Annotated in this window: 23 protein-coding genes; 12 read left to right on the top strand and 11 right to left on the bottom strand. The window is 71.7% G+C overall.

Annotated features, from left to right (window positions below):
• Together JKV81_RS30380 and ctaC are read right to left on the bottom strand one after the other, a co-directional pair.
• Window positions 1-460: cbb3-type cytochrome c oxidase subunit I (locus JKV81_RS30380; protein WP_202078877.1), on the bottom strand; the 460-nt coding region annotated here is incomplete at its 3' end.
• The gene (gene ctaC, locus JKV81_RS30375) at window positions 457-1,425 is read right to left on the bottom strand and encodes an aa3-type cytochrome oxidase subunit II (protein WP_099176301.1); all 969 of its coding nucleotides are present in this window, start codon (window positions 1,423-1,425) and stop codon (window positions 457-459) included. The genes ctaC and JKV81_RS30380, both read right to left, overlap by 4 nt.
• A gap of 272 nt (window positions 1,426-1,697) precedes the next feature.
• On the opposite strand from ctaC, the gene JKV81_RS30370 reads away from it, so the two are divergent.
• The gene (locus JKV81_RS30370) at window positions 1,698-3,080 is read left to right on the top strand and encodes a cysteine desulfurase/sulfurtransferase TusA family protein (RefSeq protein WP_129262288.1); all 1,383 of its coding nucleotides are present in this window, start codon (window positions 1,698-1,700) and stop codon (window positions 3,078-3,080) included.
• Window positions 3,081-3,105: 25 nt separating this feature from the next.
• Here the strand turns inward: JKV81_RS30370 and JKV81_RS30365 are convergent, their stop codons facing one another.
• Window positions 3,106-4,080 carry a carbohydrate kinase family protein gene (locus JKV81_RS30365; protein ID WP_202078875.1) on the bottom strand — a complete coding sequence of 325 codons (975 nt, stop codon included), beginning with the start codon at window positions 4,078-4,080 and terminating at the stop codon, window positions 3,106-3,108.
• A 160-nt stretch (window positions 4,081-4,240) separates the two neighbouring features.
• Between JKV81_RS30365 and JKV81_RS30360 the strand changes: the two genes are divergently transcribed.
• Entirely contained in the window at window positions 4,241-4,453 is a 213-nt protein-coding gene (locus tag JKV81_RS30360; RefSeq protein ID WP_202078874.1) for a hypothetical protein, read from the top strand.
• 141 nt (window positions 4,454-4,594) lie between these two features.
• Complete coding sequence (locus JKV81_RS30355; protein WP_202078872.1) at window positions 4,595-6,028, top strand: hypothetical protein; 1,434 nt, start codon at window positions 4,595-4,597, stop codon at window positions 6,026-6,028.
• Window positions 6,029-6,101: 73 nt separating this feature from the next.
• Here the strand turns inward: JKV81_RS30355 and JKV81_RS30350 are convergent, their stop codons facing one another.
• Window positions 6,102-6,458, bottom strand: a complete 357-nt coding sequence (locus tag JKV81_RS30350) for a HesB/IscA family protein (RefSeq protein WP_056784314.1) — start codon at window positions 6,456-6,458, stop codon at window positions 6,102-6,104.
• A 220-nt stretch (window positions 6,459-6,678) separates the two neighbouring features.
• On the opposite strand from JKV81_RS30350, the gene nadA reads away from it, so the two are divergent.
• Entirely contained in the window at window positions 6,679-7,866 is a 1,188-nt protein-coding gene (gene nadA, locus JKV81_RS30345) for a quinolinate synthase NadA (protein WP_202078871.1), read from the top strand.
• 88 nt (window positions 7,867-7,954) lie between these two features.
• Here nadA and JKV81_RS30340 read toward each other — a convergent pair whose 3' ends face one another.
• From JKV81_RS30340 to JKV81_RS30320, 5 genes are all read right to left on the bottom strand, one after another.
• Window positions 7,955-11,110, bottom strand: a complete 3,156-nt coding sequence (locus tag JKV81_RS30340; RefSeq protein ID WP_202078869.1) for an efflux RND transporter permease subunit — start codon at window positions 11,108-11,110, stop codon at window positions 7,955-7,957.
• 187 nt (window positions 11,111-11,297) lie between these two features.
• Entirely contained in the window at window positions 11,298-11,987 is a 690-nt protein-coding gene (locus JKV81_RS30335) for a response regulator (RefSeq protein ID WP_202078868.1), read from the bottom strand.
• Window positions 11,984-13,249, bottom strand: a complete 1,266-nt coding sequence (locus tag JKV81_RS30330) for a sensor histidine kinase (RefSeq protein WP_129262300.1) — start codon at window positions 13,247-13,249, stop codon at window positions 11,984-11,986. Before JKV81_RS30330 ends, JKV81_RS30335 begins: the two co-directional genes overlap by 4 nt.
• 142 nt (window positions 13,250-13,391) lie before the next feature.
• Window positions 13,392-13,670, bottom strand: coding sequence for a PspA-associated protein PspAA (gene pspAA / locus JKV81_RS30325; protein ID WP_129262302.1), 279 nt, complete (start codon window positions 13,668-13,670; stop codon window positions 13,392-13,394).
• Window positions 13,671-13,680: 10 nt separating this feature from the next.
• Window positions 13,681-14,463 carry a PspA/IM30 family protein gene (locus JKV81_RS30320; RefSeq protein WP_129262304.1) on the bottom strand — a complete coding sequence of 261 codons (783 nt, stop codon included), beginning with the start codon at window positions 14,461-14,463 and terminating at the stop codon, window positions 13,681-13,683.
• Window positions 14,464-14,759: 296 nt separating this feature from the next.
• Between JKV81_RS30320 and JKV81_RS30315 the strand changes: the two genes are divergently transcribed.
• The 3 genes from JKV81_RS30315 to JKV81_RS30305 all read left to right on the top strand — a co-directional run bounded on the left by JKV81_RS30315 (window position 14,760) and on the right by JKV81_RS30305 (window position 17,416).
• Window positions 14,760-15,359, top strand: coding sequence for a DUF3043 domain-containing protein (locus JKV81_RS30315; RefSeq protein WP_124276868.1), 600 nt, complete (start codon window positions 14,760-14,762; stop codon window positions 15,357-15,359).
• Between the two features lie 59 nt (window positions 15,360-15,418).
• Window positions 15,419-16,153 (top strand): class I SAM-dependent methyltransferase, encoded by a 735-nt coding sequence (locus tag JKV81_RS30310; RefSeq protein WP_202078879.1) that lies wholly within the window; start codon window positions 15,419-15,421, stop codon window positions 16,151-16,153.
• A gap of 189 nt (window positions 16,154-16,342) precedes the next feature.
• A complete protein-coding gene (locus tag JKV81_RS30305; protein WP_129262306.1) occupies window positions 16,343-17,416 on the top strand; it encodes a S1C family serine protease in 1,074 nt (357 codons plus the stop codon).
• Window positions 17,417-17,487: 71 nt separating this feature from the next.
• Here JKV81_RS30305 and JKV81_RS30300 read toward each other — a convergent pair whose 3' ends face one another.
• Window positions 17,488-17,691 carry a hypothetical protein gene (locus JKV81_RS30300; protein ID WP_129262308.1) on the bottom strand — a complete coding sequence of 68 codons (204 nt, stop codon included), beginning with the start codon at window positions 17,689-17,691 and terminating at the stop codon, window positions 17,488-17,490.
• A gap of 86 nt (window positions 17,692-17,777) precedes the next feature.
• Here JKV81_RS30300 and JKV81_RS30295 point away from each other — a divergent pair, with 86 nt between their 5' ends.
• Together JKV81_RS30295 and cobT are read left to right on the top strand one after the other, a co-directional pair.
• The gene (locus tag JKV81_RS30295) at window positions 17,778-18,980 is read left to right on the top strand and encodes a bifunctional adenosylcobinamide kinase/adenosylcobinamide-phosphate guanylyltransferase (protein WP_202078866.1); all 1,203 of its coding nucleotides are present in this window, start codon (window positions 17,778-17,780) and stop codon (window positions 18,978-18,980) included.
• Window positions 18,981-19,092: 112 nt separating this feature from the next.
• The gene (gene cobT, locus JKV81_RS30290; protein ID WP_129262312.1) at window positions 19,093-20,229 is read left to right on the top strand and encodes a nicotinate-nucleotide--dimethylbenzimidazole phosphoribosyltransferase; all 1,137 of its coding nucleotides are present in this window, start codon (window positions 19,093-19,095) and stop codon (window positions 20,227-20,229) included.
• 39 nt (window positions 20,230-20,268) lie between these two features.
• Here cobT and JKV81_RS30285 read toward each other — a convergent pair whose 3' ends face one another.
• Window positions 20,269-21,042, bottom strand: coding sequence for a hypothetical protein (locus JKV81_RS30285; protein WP_129262314.1), 774 nt, complete (start codon window positions 21,040-21,042; stop codon window positions 20,269-20,271).
• Between the two features lie 88 nt (window positions 21,043-21,130).
• On the opposite strand from JKV81_RS30285, the gene JKV81_RS30280 reads away from it, so the two are divergent.
• From JKV81_RS30280 to lpdA, 3 genes are all read left to right on the top strand, one after another.
• Entirely contained in the window at window positions 21,131-21,913 is a 783-nt protein-coding gene (locus tag JKV81_RS30280) for an adenosylcobinamide-GDP ribazoletransferase (protein WP_202078863.1), read from the top strand.
• A gap of 184 nt (window positions 21,914-22,097) precedes the next feature.
• On the top strand, window positions 22,098-23,645 hold the full coding sequence (locus JKV81_RS30275) for a leucyl aminopeptidase (protein WP_129262318.1): 1,548 nt from the start codon (window positions 22,098-22,100) through the stop codon (window positions 23,643-23,645).
• A 344-nt stretch (window positions 23,646-23,989) separates the two neighbouring features.
• Entirely contained in the window at window positions 23,990-25,378 is a 1,389-nt protein-coding gene (lpdA, locus tag JKV81_RS30270) for a dihydrolipoyl dehydrogenase (RefSeq protein WP_164493707.1), read from the top strand.
• Window positions 25,379-25,505: the final 127 nt, after the last annotated feature.

Below are 25,505 nucleotides of genomic sequence, written 5' to 3'. Positions count from 1 at the left end.
CGAAGTCGGCCGCACCCTGCGGGGTGAGGAAGCCGGCCACCGCGATCAGCGAGCCGAAGAGGTACAGCCAGTACGCGAACATGTTCAGCCGCGGGAACGCCACGTCGGGCGCGCCGATCTGCAGCGGCATGATCCAGTTCGCGAACCCGGCGAACAGCGGCGTCGCGAACATCAGCAGCATGATCGTGCCGTGCATCGTGAACGCCTGGTTGAACTGCTCGTTCGACATGATCTGCGTACCCGGACGGGCCAGCTCGGCGCGCATGAAGAGCGCCAGGAGGCCACCGATGCAGAAGAAGGCGAACGATGTGACCAGGTACATCGTGCCGATCGTCTTGTGGTCGGTGGTGGTCAGCCACTTGACGACGACACTCCCCGGCTGCTTGCGCCGCACCGGCAGCTCGTCCTCGAACGAGTCATCTGCTGCCGCGGCACCCTGGGATTCGTTGAGGATGCTCACAGTTTGTTCGTCTCCGCATTCCTGGCCGGGTCCGTCTGCTCGATGCCTGCCGGCACGTAGCCCGTCTGACCCTTCTCCGCCAGCTCCTTGAGGTGCTGCTGGTAACGCTCGGGAGAGACGATCTTGACGTTGAAGAGCATCCGGGAGTGGTCGACGCCGCAGAGCTCGGCGCACTTACCCATGTAGGTGCCCTCCTTCTTCGGCGTGACCTCGAAGGAGTTGGTGTGGCCCGGAATGACGTCCTGCTTCATGAGGAACGGCACCACCCAGAAGGAGTGGATGACGTCACGCGAAGTCAGGATGAAACGGACCTTCTCGCCCTTCGGCAGCCACAGGGTCGGACCCGGGTTGCCGTTCTGCGGGTTACGCGTACCGGGGATGCCCACGTCGTAGACGCCGTTGGCGTTCGCGGGGAAGTCCTTCCGGAACTTGTCGGGGATGGCGTCGAGCTCCTTGGGGACCTCGTTGCCGGTGGAGGGCTCGCCCTCCACGTTCTCGATGTAGTTGAAGCCCCAGCTCCACTGGTAGCCGACCACGTTGATCGTGTGGGCCGGCTTCGGGCTGAGCTCGAGGAGCTTCGACTCATCGCGCGCGGTGAAGTAGAAGAACACCGAGACGATGATGAGGGGGACCACTGTGTACAGCGCCTCGATAGGCATGTTGTACCTGGTCTGCTGAGGTACCTCCACCTTGGTCCTGCTTCGCCGGTGGAAGATGACGCTCCAGATGATCAGCCCCCAGACAAGGACGCCCGTGGCGAGCGCTGCCGCCCACGAGCCCTGCCAGAGGGAGAGGATCCGAGGGGCCTCTTCCGTTACCGGGGTGGGCATTCCGAGGCGGGGGAAATCCTCCCAGTTGTATGAACAACCGGAGGCCGTCGCCAGGACCAGGCCCGCAGTCAGCACCTGCGGCAGCTTCCGCCGCATCGGGCGCCGCGACGAGCGGTCGGAGCCGTTGGGACTCACGTAGCGCCTTCCCGAGAGTCTCGCCCGCACGGTCGGCGCGGCCGTCTCACTTGGTCGGTCGCCGGCCCTGACGCGGGCAGGGGTTTGGATGTTTATGCGGACCAAACCCTACTGGACGCTATTTGGGGCCGCGCGGGGAGGGTGCCCAACGCGCCGCACGACACCCCGAAGGGATGGAATGCGAGCCTCCGGCCGCCATCTGACGCCCCCTCTCCCCACCGCGGCCACGGCCGGCCGCCCCCTCGCGCGGCGCCGCGGGCTAGCGTGACGGCGTGCCCTACTTCGACGCGGCTTCCTCCGCCCCCCTGCATCCCGTCGCCCGCCAGGCGCTGCAAGCCTCCCTGGACGAGGGCTGGGCCGATCCCGCCCGTCTCTACCGCGAGGGGCGGCGGGCCGCGCTGCTGCTGGACGCGGCCAGGGAGACGGCGGCCGAGGCCGTCGGCTGCCGTCCCGACGAGCTCGTCTTCACCTCGTCCGGCACGCGCGCGGTGCACTCGGGGATCGCCGGCGTGCTGTCCGGGCGTCGGCGTGTCGGCAGCCATCTGGTGCTCTCCGCCGTCGAGCACTCCTCGGTGTTCCACTCCGCCGCGGCCCTCGAAGCGGCCGGGGGGTCGTTCACCGAGGTGCCGGTGGACCGGACCGGGGCGGTGGACCCCTCGGCGTACGACCGGGCCCTTCGTACGGACACGGCGCTGGCCTGCCTCCAGTCCGCCAACCACGAGGTGGGGACGGAGCAGCCGGTGGTGGAGACCGCCGGGATCTGCGCCGAGGCGGGCGTGCCGCTGCTGGTGGACGCCGCGCAGTCGCTGGGCTGGGGGCCCGTGCCCGGCCGCTGGTCTCTGCTGACCGCCAGCGCCCACAAGTGGGGCGGGCCGGCCGGGGTCGGGCTGCTGGCCGTGCGCAAGGGCGTACGGTTCGCGCCCCAAGGGCCCGTGGACGAGCGGGAGTCGGGGCGGGCCGCCGGTTTCGAGAACATCCCGGCGATCGTGGCGGCCGCGGCCTCGCTGCGGGCGGTGCGCGCGGAGGCCGAGGCGGAGGCAGAGCGGCTGCGGGCCCTGGTGAACCGGATCCGGACGGCGGTACCGGAGCTGGTGCCCGATGTGGAGGTGGTCGGCGATCCGGTGCGGCGGCTGCCGCATCTGGTCACCTTCTCCTGTCTCTATGTCGACGGGGAGACCGTGCTCCATGAGCTGGACCGGGCCGGTTTCTCCGTTTCGTCCGGATCGTCCTGCACGAGCAGCACCCTGACGCCGAGCCATGTCCTGAAGGCGATGGGGGTCCTCACGGAGGGGAACATCCGCGTGTCACTTCCGGCCCGGACGACGGAGGAGGAGGTCGGCCGCTTCCTCGACGTCCTGCCGGGGGTGGTCGCCGAGGTGCGGGAGAGGCTCGGTGCGCCGGCCTCGCCGGCCCCCTCCGCGGAGCCGCGGGCCTCGCTGGTGGTCGACGCGCTGGGCAGGCGATGCCCGATCCCTGTGATCGAACTCGCAAAGGTGATCGGAGAGGTACCCGTGGGCGGCACGGTGACGGTGCTCTCCGACGACGAGGCCGCCCGCCTGGACATTCCGGCCTGGTGCACGATGCGCGAACAGGAGTACGTGGGCGAGGAGCCGGCGGACCGCGGTTCGGCCTATGTGGTCCGCCGACTCCTGTGAGCCCGTGGCGCGTGCGCCCGGTCGGCTAGGAGAGGTGCTTACGGACCTCGGAGGCCGCCTCGTCCCCGTAGGCCTTGGTGAAGCGGTCCATGAAGTGGGTGCGGCGCAGGGTGTACTCCTGGGTGCCGACGGTCTCGATGACCAGGGTCGCGAGCATGCAGCCGACCTGGGCGGCACGCTCCAGGCTCACGCCCCAGGCGAGGCCGGAGAGGAAGCCGGCCCGGAAGGCGTCGCCGACGCCGGTGGGGTCCGCCTTGCGCTCCTCCTCGGCGCAGCCGACCTCGACGGGGTCCTCGCCGGCCCGCTCGATGCGGACGCCGCGGGCGCCGAGGGTGGTGACGCGGTGGCCGACCTTGGAGAGGATCTCCTCGTCGCTCCAGCCGGTCTTGGCCTCGATGAGCCCCTTCTCGTACTCGTTGGAGAAGAGGTACGTCGCTCCGTCGAGGAGGATGCGGATCTCCTCTCCGTCCATGCGGGCGATCTGCTGCGAGAAGTCCGCGGCGAACGGGATGCCCCGCGAGCGGCACTCCTCGGTGTGGCGGAGCATCGCCTCGGGGTCGTCGGCGCCGATCGAGACGAGGTCGAGCCCGCCGACGCGGTCGGCGACGCTCTTGAGCTCGATCAGCCGGGCCTCGCTCATGGCGCCCGTGTAGAAGGAGCCGATCTGGTTGTGGTCGGCGTCGGTCGTGCAGACGAAGCGCGCCGTGTGCAGCACCTCGGAGACCCGGACGGAGCCGGTGTCGACGCCGTGCCGGTCGAGCCAGGCGCGGTAGTCGTCGAAGTCGGCGCCGACGGCACCCACGAGGATCGGCTGCGTGCCGAGCACGCCCATGCCGAAGGCGATGTTGGCCCCGACCCCGCCGCGGCGCACGTCGAGGTTGTCGACGAGGAAGGAGAGCGAGACCGTGTGCAGCTGATCCGCGACCAGCTGGTCGGCGAATCGGCCGGGGAAGGTCATGAGGTGGTCTGTGGCGATGGAGCCGGTGACTGCGATGCGCACGGGGAGGCTGCTCCTGCGGAAGGCGAAGGGAACGCGTGAGCGCGCCCTCCGGGACGGCGTGACAGTTCACGCTACCCGGTGGCACCACCATGCCTGAAGGGGCAAAACTACCCGATAGTAGGTCTTTCTACCTGGGCTCTCCCGTGCATACGGTGCGTACATGTCGAACACGATCGTTCCGCGTGAGTCCGTTCCGCGTGAGTCCGAGATGAGCCTGGCCGAGCTGCGCGGTGACTGCGCGCGGATGGCGCCGCACTGGGCCGTACCCGCGAAGACCGCCGCGAAGCCGGTGGAGCCCTCCCGCATCCACGGGGTGAGGGTGCCGCCGTCCTCGGCCCGCCTGGTCGACTCCATGTCCGACTACGGGGACTGAGCGGGGCCGCCCCGAAGGCTCGGAGCCGCTCCCCCACGCGTACGGGGGAACCGCCCGCTCCCCTGGCCCGTCCCACCGGTGTCCCCGGCCCGGGGACGGATGATGCGCCAGTGACGGCCAGGCAGCCGAAGGAGCGATCCGGTGAGCACCGAGCGACCCGAGAATGACGTGACCGGCCCCCGGCGGCGGCGGTCGCCGCTCGCCGTGGCCTCGGTGGCGGCGGCCGTGCTGCTGACCGGGGGCGGGGCCGCGTACTGGGCCTCCACCGCGTCGGGCGACGGCGGTACGGACGCGGGCCGGGCGGCGGCCGGGGACAGCACCCCTCCGCTGCTGGCGCTGGACCGTGCGGACAGCCCGTCGGCTCCCCCGGGCATCGCGCCGGGTGAGCCCGACCCGCATGGCGGCGGGACCGTCTACCGCGCCTCGGGCGAGCTGCCCGACGGCCCGGACGAGGCCCCCGTCCACCGCGCGACGGGCACGGTCACCTCGGCCGAGGTGGCACGCCTCGCGAAGGCCCTCGGACTGGCGGGGACACCGCGCGCCGACGGCACGGCCTGGAAGGTGGGCAGCGATGGCGACGGCTCCGGCCCGTTCCTGAGGGTGACCAAGCAGGCGCCCGGGACCTGGACGTTCGCCCGGTACGCCGCCGGGGGCTCCGACGCGTGCGAATCGCCCAAGACCTGCGCGAAGCAGGACCGGACCCCCGCGTCCGGCTCCCCCGTGAGCGAGAAGGCCGCCGAGGCCGCGGCGGCGCCGGTGCTGAAGGCCGTGGGGCAGGACGGTGCCGCGCTCGACGCGGATCAGCTCATGGGTTCCGTACGGGTGGTCAACGCCGACCCCGTGGTGGGCGGGCTGCCGACCTACGGGTGGTCGACCGGGATCCAGGTGGGCGCCGGGGGCGAGATCGTCGGCGGCAGCGGGCATCTGAAGGGCCTGGAGAAGGGCGACAGCTATCCGGTGACCGGCGCGGACGACGCGCTGAAGCAGCTGAACGCGGAGAGCCGGCGGGCCGCGAGGTCCGGCGCCGGCGACTGCGCGACCCCGGAGCCGCTGGAGGGAGACCCGAGCGCACCGAAGGGCGACTGCGGCAGGACCCCGCCGGCCACCACGATGACGGTCGACGGGGCACGGTTCGGGCTCGCGGCGCAGTACGCGGACGGTGAGCAGATCCTCGTACCCTCGTGGCTCTTCTCCGTGGAGCCCACCGAGGGCGGCCCGGGCAGCACGGTCGTCCAGGTCGCGGTGGACCCGGACCATCTGGCACCGGAGAACACCTCGCCGGCCCCGGAGCCCACCAAGGACCCGCAGGGCAAGGGCCCGCGCCCCCTCTCCTACAGCGCGGACGGCCGGACCCTGGAGGTCACGTTCTGGGGCGGCGTGTGCAGCACCTACGCGGCCCGTGCCACGGAGGACGGCTCGACGGTGCGGATCACGGTCACCGAGTCGAAGCCGGATCCCGGGAAGGCCTGCATCATGATCGCCAAGGAGCTGACCCGGACGGTGACGCTGGACGAGCCGCTGGACGGCCGGAAGGTGGTCGACGCGGGGACGGGCGAGCCGGTGCCGCGCGGCTGAGATCCGCCCGCACAACGACAGCGGCGGCGTTCCCGGATTCCGGGAGCGCCGCCGCTGTCGTACGACTCAGGGTTCAGCTGAAGGAGTCACCGCAGGCGCAGGAGCCCGTGGCGTTCGGGTTGTCGATCGTGAAGCCCTGCTTCTCGATGGTGTCCACGAAGTCGACGGAGGCGCCGCCCAGGTACGGGGCGCTCATCCGGTCCGTGACGACCTTGACGCCGCCGAAGTCCTTCACGACGTCCCCGTCGAGCGAGCGCTCGTCGAAGAAGAGCTGGTACCGCAGGCCCGAGCAGCCTCCGGGCTGCACGGCGACGCGCAGAGCGAGGTCGTCACGGCCCTCCTGCTCGAGCAGGGTCCTGACCTTGTCTGCGGCGGCGTCGGACAGGAGGATGCCGTCGCTCACGGTGGTGGTCTCGTCCGATACGGACATCTGCTTCTCTCCCGGGTTGTACGGACTGCTTGCCGACGGTCCAACCATCGGGGCCGCGGATTCATTCCGGGCCAGGCGCGTGTCTGTTCCCTTCATGCTCGCACACCGCATGCGCGGGGGGATGCGTCACATCGACGCTATGGACATCGTCAAGCTGACACGAAGCGGTTATGATAGATAACGTCAATTAGACGAAAAGGCGTTCCGCAGAAAAGAAAGGGTGCGTGTCGTGACCACCGCCCAGCCCCTGGATGTCCAGCCCACGCCCCTCGCCCTTCTGCTGCTCGGCCGCGAGGCCGACCCGCGGAGCGAGCGCGGGGTCGAATGCCCCGGCGACCTGCCCTCCCCGTCCGACCCGGACCTGGTGGAGCGGGCGCGCGCCGCCAAGGAGAAGCTCGGGGACAAGGTCTTCGTGCTCGGGCACCACTACCAGCGCGACGAGGTCATCCAGTTCGCGGACGTCACCGGCGACTCGTTCAAGCTGGCCCGGGACGCGGCGGCGCGCCCCGGGGCCGAGTACATCGTCTTCTGCGGTGTGCACTTCATGGCCGAGTCGGCGGACATCCTGACGGGTGACGACCAGAAGGTCGTCCTGCCGGACCTGGCCGCGGGCTGCTCGATGGCCGACATGGCCACCGCGGAGCAGGTCGCCGAGTGCTGGGACGTGCTGACGGAGGCGGGCGTGGCCGACCAGGTCGTGCCGGTCTCGTACATGAACTCCTCCGCCGACATCAAGGCCTTCACCGGCCGGCACGGCGGCACGATCTGCACCTCGTCCAACGCGAAGCGGGCGCTGGAGTGGGCGTTCGAGCAGGGGGAGAAGGTGCTCTTCCTGCCGGACCAGCACCTGGGCCGGAACACGGCCGTACGGGACATGGGGATGACCCTGGAGGACTGCGTCCTCTACAACCCGCACAAGCCGAACGGCGGCCTCACCACCGAGCAGCTGCGTGACGCGAAGATGATCCTGTGGCGCGGGCACTGCTCGGTCCACGGCCGCTTCTCGGTCGAGTCGGTCGAGGACGTACGGGCGCGGATCCCCGGGGTCAACGTGCTGGTGCACCCGGAGTGCAAGCACGAGGTCGTGGCGGCCGCGGACCACGTCGGCTCGACGGAGTACATCATCAAGGCCCTGGAGGCGGCCCCGGCCGGCTCCAAGTGGGCGATCGGCACGGAGCTGAATCTGGTGCGCCGGCTGGCGAACCGTTTCGCCGCCGAGGACAAGGAGATCGTCTTCCTCGACAAGACGGTCTGCTTCTGCTCGACCATGAACCGGATCGACCTGCCGCACCTGGTGTGGACGCTGGAGTCGCTGGCCGAGGGGAACCTGGTCAACCGGATCCAGGTCGACCCCGAGACGGAGAAGTTCGCCAAGCTCGCGCTGGAGCGGATGCTGGCGCTGCCGTAGGGCCCCCGAAGGACCTGAGGGTGCGGGAAAGGCCCCCGATGCCGTTGTGCGGCGTCGGGGGCCTTCCTGTGTCACTCGGGCGGCGGGGTCAGGCCTTCGCGGGCTCAGGCTCCTCGGAGGCGGTCTCCTCCGCCGTCCCGGGGGCCGCCGTGCCGGACTTCGCCTCGCGCCTGGCCGCCTTCTTCTTCGCGCGGCGCTCCTTGCGGAGTTCGACCATCGCGTAGAGCGTCGGCACCAGGAGCAGGGTCAGCAGCGTGGAGGTGATCAGACCGCCGATCACCACGACCGCCAGCGGCTGGGAGATGAAGCCGCCTTCACCCGTGACGCCGAGCGCCATCGGGAGCAGGGCGAAGATCGTCGCCAGTGCCGTCATCAGGATCGGGCGCAGACGGTGGCGGCCGCCCTCGACGACCGCCTCGACGACGCCCATGCCCTGCGACCTGTACTGGTTGATCAGGTCGATCAGCACGATCGCGTTGGTCACCACGATGCCGATCAGCATCAGCATGCCGATCATCGCCGGGACGCCCATCGGGGTGCCGGTGACGACCAGGAGGCCGATGGCGCCGGTCGCCGCGAAGGGGATGGAGACCAGCAGGATCAGCGGCTGGACGAGCGACCGGAAGGTGGCCACCAGCAGCATGAAGACGATCGCGATGGCCGCCAGCATGGCCAGGCCCAGCTTCATGAAGGCGTCGTTCTGGTCCGCGGAGACACCGCCGATGGTCGCGGTGGCGCCCTCCGGGAGGTCCAGGGCGTCGATCTTCGTCTGGAGCGAGGTGCTGACCGCGCCCGTGTTGTCACCGGTCGGCTTGGCGGTGATGGTCGCGGCGCGCTGGCCGTCGATCCGGGTCATCGAGACCGGGCCGGGGACCAGCTCGACGTCGGCGATCTCGCCGAGCTCGACCGGTCCGAGCTTGAGGGCCTTCAGCTCGGCCATCGTGGTGGCCGGGCGGGACGACTTCACGACGACGTCACGCTCGGTGTCGTCCATGATCGCCTTGCCGGACGGGGTGCCCCGCACCGCACCCGCGACGGCCGCTCCGAGCGTGGTCTGGTTGAACCCCGCGTCGGCCGCCTTGTCGTTGGCCTTCACCGAGATGCGCGGGACGCTCTGCGCCAGGTCGCTCTGGACGTCGGTGACGTCCTTCAGCTTCGCGACCTCTCCCCGGACGGCTTCGGAGGCCTTCTTCAGCACGTCCGCGTCGGCGGCCTTGACCACGACGCTGAGGTCCTGGCTGCCGAAGCCGTCGCCCGCGGCGATCGTGGTGTCGCCGATGCCGTCGAGCTTGCCCAGGGCCTCGTCGATGCGGTCCTGGGTGGCGTCGAAGTCCGCCGAGTCCTTGAGGGTGACCTGGTACGAGGCCTGGTTGGCGCCCGTACCGCCGCCGAAGGCCGCCATGAAGCCGGAGGAGCCGACGGTGACCTGGTAGTCCTCGACGCCCTTGTCGGCGGCGAGGACCTTCTCGACCTTCCGCGCGGCCTCGTCGGCCGACTCCAGGCTGGTGCCGGGGGTCAGCTCCTGCTTGATGGAGAGGACTTCCTGCTCGCCCTGGTCGAAGAAGTTCGTCTTCAGGAGGGGGGCCATGCCGAAGGTGCCGAACAGGACCGCGAAGGCGATGACGATGCTGGTGACGCGGCGCCGGGTGGCGAAGCGCAGCACCGGGACGTAGATCCGCTGGAGCCGGCTGGCCGCCTCCTTCTCCTCGGCCTCGCGGCGCGCCTCGTCCGGGTCGGCGGCGGTGCCCTTGGGGGCCCGCAGGAACCAGAACGAGAGGACCGGGACCACGGTCAGCGAGACCAGCAGTGAGGCCAGCAGGGCCGCCGTGACGGTGAGGGAGAACGAACCGAAGAGCTGGCCGACCATGCCTCCGACCAGACCGATCGGCAGGAAGACCGCGACGGTGGTGAGCGTGGAGGAGGTGACCGCTCCGGCCACCTCCTTGACCGCGGTGATGATCGCCGACCGGCGCTCCTCGCCGTAGCCGAGGTGCCGCTTGATGTTCTCCAGGACCACGATCGAGTCGTCGACGACGCGGCCGATCGCGATGGTGAGCGCGCCGAGCGTCAGCATGTTCAGCGACAGGTCGCGGGTCCAGAGCACGATCAGCGCGAGGACCACGGAGAGCGGGATGGAGACCGCGGTGACCAGCGTCGAGCGGATCGACGCGAGGAAGACCAGGATCACGACGACCGCGAAGAGCAGGCCGAGCGCGCCCTCGGTGGTCAGACCGGAGATCGCCTTGGAGACGGCGGGCCCCTGGTCGGAGACGACGGTCAGCTCGGCGCCCGCGCCGAGGTCCTTGCGCAGGTCCGGGAGCTTGTCCTGGACCGCGTCCGAGATGCCGACGGCGCTGCCGTCCTTGTCCATCGTCGCCATGACGGCGAGGCTCGGCTTGCCGTTCGTACGGGTCAGGGAGACCGCGGTGGCGGGCTCCTGCTTCACCGTCGCGACGTCACCGACGCGGACCGGCTTCCCGGCCTTGCCCGTCGCCGGGTCCGACGCGGAGACCTTGAGGTCCTCGATCTGCTTCAGCGAGGTGAAGGAGCCGCCCACCTGGATGGTGCGGCTCTTGCCCGCCTCGGAGAAGGAGCCGGCCGGGACGGTGGCGCCGCCGGCCTGGAGGGCCTGGGAGAGGGAGCCGGCGTTCATGCCCGCCGCGGCGAGCTTCCTGTCGTCGGGGACGACGGAGACCTGGAGGTCCTGGACCCCGTCGACGGCGACCTGGCCGACGCCGTCGATGTCCTCCAGTGCCGGGACGACCGTGCGGTCCAGCTGGTCGGCGAGCGCCTGCTGGTCCTTGTCCGAGGTGACGGCGAGGACGACGGTCGGGATGTCGTCGGTGGAACCGGCGACGACCTGCGGGTCCACGTCGTCGGGAAGCTGGATGCGGGCGCGGTTGACCGCCTGCTGGATGTCGGCGACGAGCTGCTTGGTGCCCTCGTCACCGAAGTCGAAGGTCGCCATGATGACGGCGTTGCCCTCGCTGGCGGTCGAGGTGATGCCCTCGACGCCGTCGACGGCCTTGATGGCGTTCTCGAGGGGCTCGACGACCTGCTTCTCGACCACATCGGGGGACGCACCCTGGTAGGGCGCCAGCACCGACACCATCGGCAGTTCGATGGTGGGCAGCAGCTGCTGCTTGAGCTGCGGGATCGCGATCGCTCCGAAAACGAGCGCGACGATCGAGATCAGCCCGATCAGGGCCCTCTGCGCGAGGCTGAATCTGGACAGCCAGGACATGGGTGGGTCTCTCTTCTGTGGCGTACGCGGCAGGTGGGCGGCTGGGGCCGTGCCCGCTCCGGCGGACACAGCGGGGACACAGCCCGCCCGTCTATACGATCGCCGGTTCCCCGCGCGAAAACGTCGGCCCCCGGGTTGCTTTCTCGGCCCGCGCATACCGCAGCTGGAGTAGCGCGGCCTCCACCCGTCACTCCACCCTGGGGCGGACCAGACCCGATTCGTAGGCAATGACGACCAATTGCGCCCTGTCGCGCGCCCCCAGCTTCGCCATGGCCCGGTTGACATGGGTCTTCACGGTGAGCGGGCTGACGACGAGCCTTTCGGCGATCTGGTCGTTGGAGTGCCCGCCCGCGACCTGGACGAGCACCTCGCGCTCCCGCCCGGTGAGCGCGGCGAGGCGCTCGGCGTACTCCGTGCCGCCCGGGTCCTCCCCCGCGCTGCCGCCCTGGGCCAGGAAGCTGGCGATGAGGCCCTTGGTCGCGACCGGGGAGAGCAGCGCCTCACCGGCCGCCGCGACCCGGATCGCGTTGAGCAGCTCGTCCGGCTCCGCGCCCTTGCCCAGGAAGCCGGACGCGCCGGCGCGCAGGGACCGCACCACGTACTCGTCCACCTCGAAGGTGGTCAGCATGACGATCCGTACGCCCGCGAGGTCCGGGTCCGCGCTGATCATCCGGGTGGCCGCCAGACCGTCGGTGCCCGGCATCCGGATGTCCATCAGCACGACGTCGGCGCGGGTCGAACGGGCCAGCGCGACGGCTTCCGCGCCGTCGGCGGCCTCACCGACGACCTGCATGTCGGGTTCGGAGTCGACCAGCACCCGGAAGGCGCTGCGCAGCAGTGCCTGGTCGTCGGCGAGCAGCACCTTGATGGGCGTCATGCGCATCCCCCCGTGATCCCCGCCGTGCCCGGCCTGTCCGGTTCGTGCGTGCGGGACGTGACGGGCAGGATCGCATGCACCCGGAACCCGCCTCCGTAACGGGGCCCGGCCGTGAGGGTCCCGCCCAGCGCGGTGACGCGCTCGCGCATGCCGAGGAGCCCGTGCCGTCCGCCGTCGGCCGGTGCGGGGACCGGGCCCGCCCCCCTGCCGTTGTCGAGCACGGTGATCTCGGCGGTGCCCCCGACCCGTACGACGCTCACCTCGGCCTTCGCGCCGGCGCCCGCGTGCTTGCGTACGTTGGTCAGCGCCTCCTGGATGATCCGGTAGGCCGCGAGGTCGACCGCCGCGGGCAGCGGGCTGTCCGGGTCGGTGCAGGCGACCTCGACGGGGAGCCCGGCGTTGCGGAAGGTGCCGACCAGGGTGTCGAGGACGGCGAGGCCCGGGGCGGGTTCCGTGGGGGCCTCCGGGTCGCCGGTCTGACGGAGCAGCCCGACCGTGGTGCGCAGCTCGTTCAGGGCGGAACGGCTGGCTTCCCGTACGTGGGCGAGCGCCTCCTTCGCCTGGTCGGGCCGCTTGTCCATGACGTGGGCCGCGACGCCGGCCTGGACGTTGACCAGGGCGATGTGGTGGGCGACGACGTCGTGCAGGTCCCGGGCGATCCGCAGCCGCTCCTCGGCGACCCGGCGGCGGGCCTCCTCCTCGCGGGTGCGTTCGGCGCGTTCGGCCCGCTCCCTGATCGCGTCGATGAACGCGCGCCTGCTGCGTACGGCGTCGCCGGCGGCACCGGCCAGGCCGGTCCAGGCGAGGACGCCGAGGTTCTCCTGGCTGTACCAGGGCGTCGCGCCGACGACCATCGCGGCCACGGTGAGCACCACCATGGTCAGCAGGCCCACCCGCCAGGTGGTGGGGCGGTCGGTGCTGGCCGCGACGGTGAACAGGGCGATGACCACGCTCATCACCACGGGCGCGGGCGGATCCATCAGGAGGAACTCGACGGCGGACAGCAGTCCGGTCACCGCGAGCACCGTCCTGGGCCGCCGCCGGCGCAGGACGAGCGCCGCGGCGCCGAGCAGCATCAGCAGCACGCTGGCCGCTCCGGGCGTCCGGGCTCCGAAGACCGGCCCGTGTCCCGGGTTCGGCTCGGCGAACGACGCGCAGATCATGCAGGCGAGCACGGCCGCGGCGAGGCCACCGTCGAAGGCGAGGGGATGGCCGCGCAGCCAGCGGCGGGCGCGCACGAGCCCGGTTCCGAGGGTGGTCACGTCGCACCACGGTACGGCGTGCGCCCGGCGGCGGGGTCCGGACGGCCGGCCCGGACGGTGCGGGGGCAGTGGCCACAGCACGCTGCCCCGCGCCGGACGGACCGGGCGGGGCAGCGTGGGAGTGCGGAGCGGGCAGCCCCGGTCAGCCGGGGATCAGCCCGTCGTCGCGGAGCATGGAGCGCACCTCTTCGAGGGTGGCGTCGGGTGCCGGAAGGATCAGTTCGGACGGCTCCAGGGAGTCGTCGGGGAGCGGCGAGCCGAGCTCGCGCACCTTGTCCAGAAGAGCGTGGAGCGTGGTGCGGAAGCCGGGTCCGTCACCGCTCTCCATCTCCGCGAGGAGTACGTCGTCGAGCTTGTTCAGCTCGGCGACATGACTGTCGGCCAGTACGACCTGGCCCTCCCCCATGATCCGTACGATCATGACGCCGCCCTCACTGCTTGTCGAACTTGTGCGGGGACTGCTGCGCCTGCGGTGCCGCGTCCCCGGCGCCGCCCTCGATGGCCTGCTGCTGCCCGGCGGAACCGCCGGCCAGCTCGGCCTTCATGCGCTGCAGTTCCAGTTCTACATCCGTACCACCGGAGATCCGGTCCAGCTCGGCGGCGATGTCGTCCTTCGCCGTGCCGGACGGGTCGTCGAGGGCACCGGAGGCCAGCAGCTCGTCGATGGCTCCCGCACGTGCCTGGAGCTGCTGCGTCTTGTCCTCGGCCCGCTGGATCGCCAGGCCGACGTCGCCCATCTCCTCGGAGATGCCGGAGAAGGCCTCACCGATCCGGGTCTGGGCCTGGGCGGCGGTGTAGGTGGCCTTGATGGTCTCCTTCTTCGTCCGGAAGGCGTCGACCTTGGCCTGCAGACGCTGGGCCGCGAGAGTGAGCTTCTCCTCCTCACCCTGCAGCGTCTGGTGCTGCGTCTCCAGGTCCGTGACCTGCTGCTGGAGGGCGGCGCGCCTGGACAGCGCCTCACGGGCCAGGTCCTCGCGGCCGAGCGCGAGCGCCTTGCGGCCCTGGTCCTCCAGCTTGGACGACTGGCCCTGCAGCTGGTTCAGCTGCAGCTCCAGCCGCTTGCGCGACGTCGCCACATCGGCGACACCGCGGCGCACCTTCTGAAGCAGTTCGAGCTGCTTCTGATACGAGTAATCGAGGGTCTCGCGCGGATCCTCGGCCCGGTCAAGGGCCTTGTTTGCCTTCGCGCGGAAGATCATTCCCATACGCTTCATGACACCGCTCATGGGCTTCGCGCGCCCCCTTCTGACGGACTGAGCTCCAGCACTCCAACAGAACCCACAGTACGGGCCCTGTCTCCATTACCGCACTGTTCGAGCACGGATGTGCTCCTCCGCAAGGACGACTGCCGCCGAAGACCACTCCCGCCCAGGGAGTAGACGACCATCAGGGATGACGTCGGCAACGTCCGTTCTGCCCCTGTCGGGACACTTTTCAGGACGCAGGCCGTTGCCGGATCGTTCCCGCCCGGTCCCCGGGAGTCGCGGCCGACCCCGTACCCTTGGGTTTTGTGTTCCGTAGCCGTTCCAAGGAAGAGAAGGCCCCCACCGGCAAGGTGACGGCGGACCTCTCCAAGCAGCCCCGCGACCCCCAGGCTCCGAAGGGTCGCCCCACCCCCAAGCGCAGCGATGCCCAGACGCAGCGCCGACGTGCCTCCAGCGGTGCGCCGACCGACCGCAAGGAGGCCGCGAAGCGCCAGCGTGAAGCACGCCGGGCCGACATGGCCCGGCAGCGGGAGGCTCTCGCGTCCGGTGACGAGCGCTATCTGCCGGTGCGTGACAAGGGGCCCGTGCGCCGCTTCGTCCGTGACTTCGTGGACTCGCGCTTCTGCATCGCGGAGTACTTCCTGCCGCTCGCAGTGATCATCCTGATCCTCAGCGTGATCCAGGTGCAGAACATCCAGAACATCTCGCTGCTGCTCTGGCTCGGCGTGATCGTGCTGATCGTCGTCGACTCCATCGGCCTCGGGTTCCGTCTGAAGAAGCAGCTGGCCCAGCGCTTCCCGGACACCCCGAAGCGCGGCGCGGTGGCCTACGGCCTGATGCGTACGCTCCAGATGCGCCGGCTGCGCCTGCCCAAGCCCCAGGTCAAGCGCGGAGAGCGGCCCTGAGCACGGAGACCTCCGGCTTCACGGGGGTGTCCACCCAGTGGCTGGGCGGGCTCGGCGGACTGCGCAACACGGTCCGCCAGGAGCTCGTGGCCCGGCAGCTCGACGAGCAGATAGCCGCCCGCTACCCCGTGGGGCAGCGGCTGCGGGTGCTCGACGTCGGCATGGGCCAGGGCACGCAGGCGCTGCGCCTGGCGCGGGCCGGGCACTCCGTGACGGGCCTGGAGTCCGACGGCGAGATGCTGAAGTCGGCCCGGGAGTCCCTGGCGGGCGAGCCCGAGGGCATCCGGGAGCGGGTGCGGCTCATCGAGGGCGACGGCCGTGACACCGGGGTTCACTTCCTGCCGGGCAGCTTCGACGTGGTGCTCTGCCACGGCGTGCTGATGTACGTCCCCGAGCCCGATCCGATGCTGGCCGGCCTGGCCCGGATGCTGGCACCGGGCGGGCTGCTCTCCCTGCTCGTGCGGAACGCGGACGCGCTGGCGATGCGCCCGGGGACGGCCGGCGACTTCGGTGCGGCGCTCGCGGCGTTCGACACGGACACGTACACGAACCGGCTCGGTCTCGACGTCCGGGCCGACCGGCTCGAGGTGCTGCGGGCCACCCTCGCGGGGATCGCCGCCCCGCTGCACGCCTGGTACGGCGTGCGGGTCTTCACGGACAACGTGAGCAACGAGGCGGAGCTGCCCGGCCCCGAGGAGCTGGCCCGGGTCTTCGCGGCCGAGGACCGCGCGGGGCGGACCGATCCGTACCGCGGGGTGGCGGCGCTGCTGCACCTGTGCGGCGTACGCGGCTGACGGCTCCGCCCGGTGTCGGCGCGCGCCGGACGCCTGCGCACGCCTCGTCCCGCCCCGCGCCGGACGCCTCCGCACGCCTGGCCGACCCGGCGTCGTACATCTGAGGCCGTCGTACACCTGAGGCCGTCGTACGCCTGATCGGCCCAGCAGCGCAGGCCGTGGGTGCCGGGCCCTGGCGATACTCCGGGCATGGACGCAACCCCTTCCCGCAGCCGGGTACGCCGCTCGCTCACGCCCCTGGCCGCCGGCGCCGCCGTGATCGCCCTGGCGGGCGGCTGCGCGGGGCCGGGTCCCGCCCCGTCCGCCGCACCGGCCCAGCAGGCGGCGGTGACCCGGTCCGCGGGTGACCTGGAGGACCAGTACCAGAGCGTCATCAGGGACGTGCTGCCCTCCGTCGTGCAGATCGGCGCCGGCGACGCGCTGGGCTCGGGCATCGTCTACGACGACAAGGGCCACATCGTCACGAACGCCCACGTCGTGGGCAGCGAGAAGACCTTCGACGTCAGCGTCGCCACCGGCGAGAAGGTTCTCAAGGCGTCCCTGGTCTCCTCCTATCCGGAACAGGACCTGGCCGTCGTCAAGCTCGACGACATCCCCGACGGGCTGCGGGCCGCGAAGTTCGGCGACACCGAGAAGGTCGAGGTCGGGCAGATCGTCCTGGCGATGGGCTCACCGCTCGGCCTGTCCAGCAGCGTCACCCAGGGCATCGTCTCGGCCGTCGGGCGGACCGTCAGCGAGGGCAGCTCGGGCGGCGGCACCGGGGCGACGCTCGCCGACATGGTGCAGACGTCGGCGGCCATCAACCCGGGCAACAGCGGCGGCGCCCTGGTGAACCTCGACAGCGAGGTCATCGGCATCCCGACCCTCGCGGCGACCGACTCGGAGCAGGGCGGCAGCGCCGCTCCCGGGATCGGGTTCGCGATCCCCGTGTCGATGGTGCGGACGGTCGCCGACCAGATCATCGAGTCGGGCAAGGTCACCGACTCGGGGCGGGCGGCCCTGGACATCACGGGCCGCACCGTCGTCGACGACGACTACCGGCCCGCCGGGGTCGCGATCGTCAGCGTCGAGGGCGACGGGGCCGCGAAGAAGGCCGGTCTGCGCGTCGGGGACGTCATCACCCGGCTCGGCGACGCCCGCGTCACGACGATCACCTCGCTCTCGGAGGCCCTGGCCGGTGAGAAGCCGGGCCAGAAGGTCGAGGTGAGGTACACACGGGGGGACTCGACCAGGACGGCCGAGGTCACCCTGGGCGAGATCTGAGGACCGGCCGGGTGAAGGGGCGTATCGCGCGGGCCCGCCCGGACACCGGGGTCCGGGCGGGCCCGCGGGCCTCAGCCGGCCTGGAGGCTCATCGGGCCGTAGATCTTCGTCCCGTCCTCGAAGAGCGTCACCTGGTCCGCGCCGCCTTCGAGGAGCTCCTTCCAGAACTCACCGATCCAGGACTCCGCGTCGCCCTGAGTGGTGAACTCCTCCGGCTGCAGCGCCGGCTCCGTCTCCGTACCGTCGGACTTCTCGAACCGCCACGTCCACGCCATGTCCGCCTCCTGGGTCACGTTGCTCCCCGAAGACTAGTGGGTGTCCCGGGCGCGCAGGTGGTTCACGGACACGGGAGGATCGGCACGTGGAACTGACACTGCTCGGCACCGGAGCCCCCGACGGGCTGCCGCGGCCCGACTGCCCCTGCGCCGTCTGCGCGTCCTCCCGCGGTACCGGCGCTCGTGCCGCGACCGCGCTGCTCGTGGACGACGCACTGCTGCTGGACCTCACCCCGGGCGCCGTGTTCGCCGCCGCCCGCGCGGGTCACTCGCTCTCCGGGGTACGGCAGGTGCTGCTGACCCACCCTCATGACGGGCCCGCCGTGGAGCTGCCCGCCTCGCTCCCGCCGGCGGGGCGGGTCCCGGACGGCCAGGAGCTGACGCTGATCAGCGGGCACCGGATCCGGGCCCTGGCGATGGACGCCCCGGGCACCGGTTACGAGGTGACGGCGCCGGAGGGCGAGCGGCTGCTCTATCTGCCGCCCGGGGCCTCCCCCGCCGGTCTGGCCGACCCGGTGGCGGAGCCGTACGACATGGTCGTGTGCGACGTGACCGGGCGGCCGGACGCCGTGGCCCGGCTGCGGGCGGCCGGGGCCGTCGCGCCCACCACCGAGGTGATCGCCGTCCATCTGGACCACGACGCGCCGCCCGGCGCGGAGTTGGACCGCCGGCTGGCGGCCGGCGGGGCGCGGGCCGTGCCGGACGGGACGACGCTCCCGGTGGGCGCGTACCACGCCACCCCCGAGGTGCCCCGGCGCACGCTGGTCACCGGCGGGGCCAGGTCCGGGAAGTCGGTGGAGGCCGAACAGCGCCTGGAGACCTTCCCCGAGGTGGTGTACGTCGCGACGGGCGGCCGGCGCCAGGGGGACGCGGAGTGGGAGGCCCGGATCGGGCTGCACCGGGAGCGCCGGCCCGCCGCGTGGCGCACCGAGGAGACCTGCGAGCTGGTGGGTCTGCTGGAGCAGGACGGCCCGCCGCTGCTGATCGACTGTCTGTCGCTGTGGCTGACGGACGCGATGGACCGGGTCGGCGCCTGGGACGACGACCGGTGGGCCGACGGCGGCGAGGAGAAGCTGCGCGGACGGGTCGCCGAGCTGGTCCGCGCGGTGCGCGGGACCCGGCGTACGGTCGTCGCCGTGACCAACGAGGCCGGCTCCGGCGTCGTCCCGGCGACGGCGTCCGGGCGTCGCTTCCGCGACGAACTGGGCCGGCTGAACGCCGCGTTCGCGGCCGAGTGCGAGCAGGTGCTGCTGGTGGTGGCGGGGCGGGCCCTGGTGCTGCGGGGCTGAGCGGGGCGGGTGCGCGCCAGGGGTGCGGGAGCGGGTGCCGGGTACTGTTCCGCCCAGGAGCCCCCCGGCGGGTTCCCGCCCACCCTGTGACGACCCCGCGAGGCAGACCCCCGTGAATCTGGACGACTTCTCCGACCTGATCGAGCGCCCCGACGGGGGCGTACGGCGCGATGCCGAGGAACGCCGGGAGCGGCTCGCTGTTCCCGTCGGCGCCCTCGGCCGCCTCGACGAGCTGGGGGAATGGCTGTCGGCCGCCCAGCAGTCGGTGCCCGTCAAGGCGGTCGAGCGGCCACGCGTCGTGCTGTTCGCCGGGGATCACGGGGTGGCCGAGCTTGAGGTCTCCGGCCGGGCCGCGGGCACCGCCCACGAGCTGGTCCGCGCGGTGCTGGACGGCGCGAGCCCCGTGGCCGTGCTGGCCCGGCGCTTCTCCGTGCCCGTACGGATCGTGGACGCCGGCCTGGACTGCGATCCGGAGCTGCTGCCGGAGGCCGTCGTACGCGACCGGGTGCGGCGCGGCAGCGGCCGGATCGACGTGGAGGACGCGTTGACGGCCGAGGAGGCCGAGCAGGCCGTACGGCTCGGGATGCGCATCGCCGACGAGGAGGCCGACTCCGGCACGGACCTGGTGGTGCTGGGTGACCTGAGTGTCGGCGGTACGACGGCGGCCTCGACGCTGATCGCCGCCCTCTGCGGTACGGACGCCTCGGTGGTGACCGGGCGCGGCGGTGCGGGCATCGACGACCTGGCCTGGATGCGCAAGTGCGCCGCGATCCGGGACGCGCTGCGGCGGGCCCGGCCCGTCCTCGGTGACCAGCTGGAGCTGCTGGCGGCCGTGGGCGGCGCGGATCTGGCGGCCATGACGGGATTCCTGCTGCAGAGCGCGGTGCGCCGGATGCCCGTGGTGCTGGACGGGGTGGTCTCGGCGGCCTGTGCGCTGGTGGCCCAGCGGGCGGCCTTCCGGGCCCCGGACTGGTGGCTGGCGGGACAGCTCAGCGGGGAGCCGGCCCAGCTGAAGGCGCTGGACCGGATGGCGCTGACCCCGCTGCTGGACCACGGGGTGACGGTGGGCGAGGGAAGCGGGGCGCTGCTGGCGCTGCCGCTGGTGCAGGCCGCGGCGGCGCTGGCGGCGGAGCTGCCCGAGCGCGCCCCGGAGGAAGCGGGAACCGGAGCGGAAACGGAAGCCGAGGCGGAGGCCGGGGACGAAGCGAAGCCGTCCGAGGACACGGCGGCCGCGGACACGAACGCCTGAGCCCTGCGCCGCCCCTCGCGGCCGGCCGGTGGCGGGGCCTCAGGTTCCGCCACCGGGGCGGGGGCCCGGCAGCGCGGTCCTGTCCGGGGCCCCGCCGATCAGGTCCTGGAACCGGCGGCGCGGGCCGGCCCAGCGCACATCGTGGTGATACGCCCTCAGCACCGCGCGGGCGCGGGCCCGGTGGCGCCGGCGGTAGAAGCGCTTCGCCCACGGGGAGGCGGGCCGGGCCAGCCGGAGCGCGGCGATCAGCGCGATGACCGGGATGAGGGTGCCGATCACCGCCATCCGGGCCTTGCCCTTGAACAGGGCGATCAGCACGAAGCCGAAGTTGACGACGTAGGTCAGCACGACGCCCAGCCGGTTCTGCTGCTGATCATCGCTCAGTTCGTTCACACCGAGCGGCGAGAACCCGGCGAGCACGAGCAGGACGAGCGAGGCGGTGAGGACGACCATCTCCACGCTCTGGCGGCCCTCCTCGGTCCAGTACACGTCGTCGAGGTGCAGGATGAGGGCGAACTCGTCGAGGACCAGGCCGGCGCCCACCGCGAAGACGACCGCGAAGACCCCGGCGGCCGCGCCCCGTTGACCGCTCGCGACCGCGCCGAAGCCCCCGACCACCGAGAGCACGACCCCGGGCACGACGTGGTGGACGTGCACCCCGCCGGGCGTGAAGTTGCGGAACGGTCCCTTCCCGGCCCTGATCATCCGGGTGATCACCCGGGTGATCGCGAAGGTCAGCACGAACGCGCTCAGGGCGAGCAGCAGCGGGAGTTTGCCCGGCTCGACGATGTTCTGCTGGAACCAGTGACCCATTCCACCTCCACCCTGAGACCCGCCTCTGCGGCATTTTGGGCCACTCTGCCCGATCTGGTGTGCCGCCGCACCGGCTAGCCTGCGCGCGGTGACCTCCCTGAACAGCCACGGCCCGCGATTCGCCTTCGGCACCCTGACCGCGCTCCCCGTCCGCGTCTCCCGCTGGGACCGCGCCACCGCCCGTGCCGGCATGCTGTGCGCCCCGCTCGCCGGGCTCGCCGTGGGGCTGCTCGCGGCCGTCCCCGGGGTGCTGCTCCTCTGGGGCGGGGCGGGGCCCCTGGTCGCGGCGGTCGCCTCGGCCGCGCTCCCCGCCGCGCTGACCCGGGGGCTGCATCTGGACGGGCTCGCGGACACCGCCGACGGGCTCGGCAGCGCCAAGCCGGCCGAGGACGCGCTGCGGATCATGAAGCAGTCGGACATCGGCCCGTTCGGTGTGATCACCCTGCTGTTCGTGCTGCTGGCCCAGGTCGCGGCGCTCTTCGAGCTGTACGGGCGGGGCTGGGCGGACGGCGCGCTGGGCACGGTCGCCGCCGCCGTCATCGCCCGCCTCGCACTCACGCTGGCCTCGCGCCGGGGCGTGCCGCCCGCCCGGCCTGAGGGGCTCGGTGCGGCGGTGGCGGGCACCGTCCCGCCGCTGGGTGCCGCGGCCGTGGCCGGTGCGGTCCTCGTGTGCTGCGCGGCGGCCGGCGCGCTGGTCGGCGGGTACGGAGGCGCCCTCCAGCACGCCCTCGCCGCCCTGGCCGGTCCCGGTGCGGCCCAGGTGATGCTGCGTCACTGCGTGCGGCGCTTCGGCGGGGTGACCGGCGATGTGTTCGGCGCGCTGGAGGAGACGGCCGCGACGGCGGCGCTGCTGGCACTGTCCCTGGGCTGACGGGACACCTCCGGTCCGCTCCCCCGCCCCGGACGGCCCCGCCCCCGTGAGCCGGGAGCGGGGGCGCGCGTAGGCTCGTTCCCGGCACATTGCGGGGGCGTCATACGATGCGCCGGGCACGGTCGGCCACCCCTCGACCAGCACAGACCGGTACACAACTCAACGGAAGCGAGATTTCACCACCGTGACTGCTCTCACTCTCAGCACCTCAGGTGCGGCGACGCTGCGCGCCGACGCACTCGTCGTCGGTGTCGCCAAGGGCACAGGGGCCAAGTCCGGCCTGGTCGTCGCGCCGGGCGCCGAGGCCGTGGACAAGGCGTTCGACGGGAAGCTCGCCGCCGTCCTGGAGACCCTGGGCGCCTCCGGTGCCGAGGGCGAAGTGACCAAGCTCCCCGCCCCGTCCGGCCTCAAGGTCCCGGTCGTCATCGCGGTCGGGCTGGGTCAGGTCCCGGCGAAGGACGAGGCGTACGACGCCGAGGCACTGCGCCGGGCCGCGGGCAGCGCCGCGCGTGCGCTGAAGGGCTCGAAGAAGGCCGGCTTCGCGCTGCCGACGGAGTCCGCCGAGGACGCCGGAGCCGTCGCGGAGGGCGCCCTGCTGGGTGCGTACGCCTTCACCGCCTACCAGGGCGGCGAGGACAAGCTCGCCCCCAAGGGCGCCAAGAGCCCGGCGAAGCTCCCGCTCGGTGAGGTCGCCCTGCTCGGCACCAAGCCGCGGGACAAGGCCTTCAAGGCCGCCGCCGAGCGCGCCGTCGCGGTCGCCGAGGAGATCAACCGGGCCCGCGACCTGATCAACACCCCGCCGAACGACCTGTACCCCGAGTCCTTCGCCGCCGTGGCCACCGCCGCCGGCAAGGAGCACGGCATCAAGGTGCAGGTCCTGGACGAGAAGGCGCTCGTCAAGGGCGGCTACGGCGGTCTGCTCGGCGTCGGCCAGGGCTCCACGCACGGCCCGCGCCTGGTCAAGCTGGCCTACACCCACCCCAAGGCGGAGAAGACGCTCGCCCTGGTCGGCAAGGGCATCACCTACGACTCGGGCGGCATCTCGCTGAAGCCGGCCGGCCACAACGAGACGATGAAGTGCGACATGAGCGGCGCCGCCGCCGTGTTCGCCGCCGTCGTCGCGGCCTCCCGCCTCGGCCTCCAGGTCAACGTCACCGGCTGGCTGGCGCTCGCCGAGAACATGCCGTCGGGCAACGCCACCCGCCCGGGTGACGTGCTGCACATGTACAGCGGCAAGACCGTCGAGGTCCTCAACACCGACGCCGAGGGCCGGCTCGTCCTCGCCGACGCGCTGACCCGCGCGTCGGAGGAGAAGCCGGACGCGATCGTCGACGTGGCGACCCTGACCGGCGCGATGGTGCTGGCGCTCGGCAACCGCACCTTCGGTGTGATGGCCAACGACGACGCCTTCCGTACGTCGATCCACGAGATCGCCGAGGAGGTCGGCGAGGCCTCCTGGCCGATGCCGCTCCCCGCCGACCTGCGCAAGGGCATGGACTCCCCGACCGCCGACATCGCCAACATGGGCGAGCGGATGGGCGGCGGCCTGGTGGCCGGCCTGTTCCTGAAGGAGTTCGTCGGCGAGGGCATCGCCTGGGCGCACCTGGACATCGCGGGCCCCGCCTTCCACGAGGGCGCGCCGTACGGCTACACGCCCAAGGGCGGCACCGGATCCTCGGTCCGCACCCTGGTGCGGCTGGCGGAGCGCACCGCCGCCGGCGACCTCGGCTGAGTCCGGAGCCGGCGTCCGCGCGTGGACCCCGCGCGCGAGGTTCGCTTGCGGCGCAGACGGCCCCGGGCATACGTCCGGGGCCGTCGGTGTTCCTCACGAGGGATCCCACCGGCATATTTCCGGAAATCTGTACGTATCGGTAACCATCCGGCCGGGATCTTCGTCCGGCTCGGAGCAGGGGCCCGCGTCCCGTCCGGACTCAACAAGTGCGAAGATGGGTTCTCGGCAGGACAGGGCCCCCACCACAGGGCCGAATAACGCAAGCGGCCGAACACCAGCCGACCGGCCGGTCACACCCCAGCGACGGGGCCCGGCGTACGGCGCACATGCATGGAGGACGTGACGTGGCGAACGACGCCAGCACCGTTTTCGACCTAGTGATCCTCGGCGGTGGCAGTGGCGGTTACGCCGCGGCCCTGCGCGGAGCTCAGCTGGGCCTGGACGTCGCACTGATCGAGAAGGGCAAGGTCGGCGGCACCTGCCTGCACAACGGCTGCATCCCCACGAAGGCGCTGCTGCACGCCGGCGAGATCGCCGACCAGGCCCGCGAGGCCGAGCAGTTCGGCGTGAAGGCCACCTTCGAGGGCATCGACATGGAGGCCGTCCACAAGTACAAGGACGACGTGATCTCGGGCCTGTACAAGGGTCTGCAGGGTCTCATCGCCTCGCGCAAGGTGCACTACATCGAGGGTGAGGGCCGGCTCTCGTCGCCCACCTCGGTGGATGTCAACGGCCAGCGCATCCAGGGCCGCCACGTGCTGCTCGCGACCGGTTCCGTACCGAAGTCGCTGCCGGGCCTGGAGATCGACGGCAACCGCATCATCTCCTCGGACCACGCGCTGAAGCTGGACCGGGTGCCGAAGTCGGCGATCGTCCTGGGCGGCGGCGTCATCGGCGTCGAGTTCGCCTCGGCGTGGAAGTCCTTCGGCAGCGACATCACCATCGTCGAGGGTCTGAAGCACCTGGTCCCGGTCGAGGACGAGAACAGCTCCAAGCTTCTTGAGCGCGCGTTCCGCAAGCGCGGCATCAAGTTCAACCTCGGCACCTTCTTCGACAAGGCCGAGTACACGCAGGACGGCGTGAAGGTCACCCTCGCGGACGGCAAGACCTTCGAGGCGGAGGTGCTGCTGGTCGCGATCGGCCGCGGCCCGGTCTCGCAGGGTCTGGGCTACGAGGAGGCCGGTGTCGCGCTCGACCGCGGCTACGTCCTGGTCGACGAGTACATGCAGACCAACGTCCCGACGATCTCGGCCGTCGGCGACCTGGTCCCGACCCTCCAGCTCGCCCACGTCGGCTTCGCCGAGGGCATCCTGGTGGCGGAGCGGCTCGCCGGACTCAAGACCGTGCCGGTCGACTACGACGGCGTGCCGAAGGTGACGTACTGCCACCCCGAGGTCGCCTCCGTCGGCATCACCGAGGCCAAGGCCAAGGAGATCTACGGTGCGGACAAGGTCGTCGCCCTCAAGTACAACCTGGCGGGCAACGGCAAGAGCAAGATCCTGAAGACCGCGGGCGAGATCAAGCTCGTCCAGGTCAAGGACGGTGCCGTGGTCGGCGTCCACATGGTCGGTGACCGTATGGGCGAGCAGGTCGGCGAAGCCCAGCTGATCTACAACTGGGAGGCGCTGCCGGCCGAGGTCGCGCAGCTCATCCACGCCCACCCGACGCAGAACGAGGCGATGGGCGAGGCGCACCTGGCCCTGGCCGGCAAGCCTCTCCACTCCCACGACTGATCCAGTCCCGGGGACGACCGACCACTTCACACTTTGTAAGGAGCAACTGAAACCATGTCGGTTTCCGTAACCCTTCCGGCGCTCGGCGAGAGCGTCACCGAGGGCACCGTCACCCGCTGGCTGAAGG

This window comes from Streptomyces silvae, assembly GCF_016745505.1.
Taxonomy (GTDB): Bacteria; Actinomycetota; Actinomycetes; order Streptomycetales; family Streptomycetaceae; genus Streptomyces; species Streptomyces silvae.
Note: the sequence above shows the minus strand (reverse complement) of the source record. Positions and strands in the feature narration are given on the sequence as shown.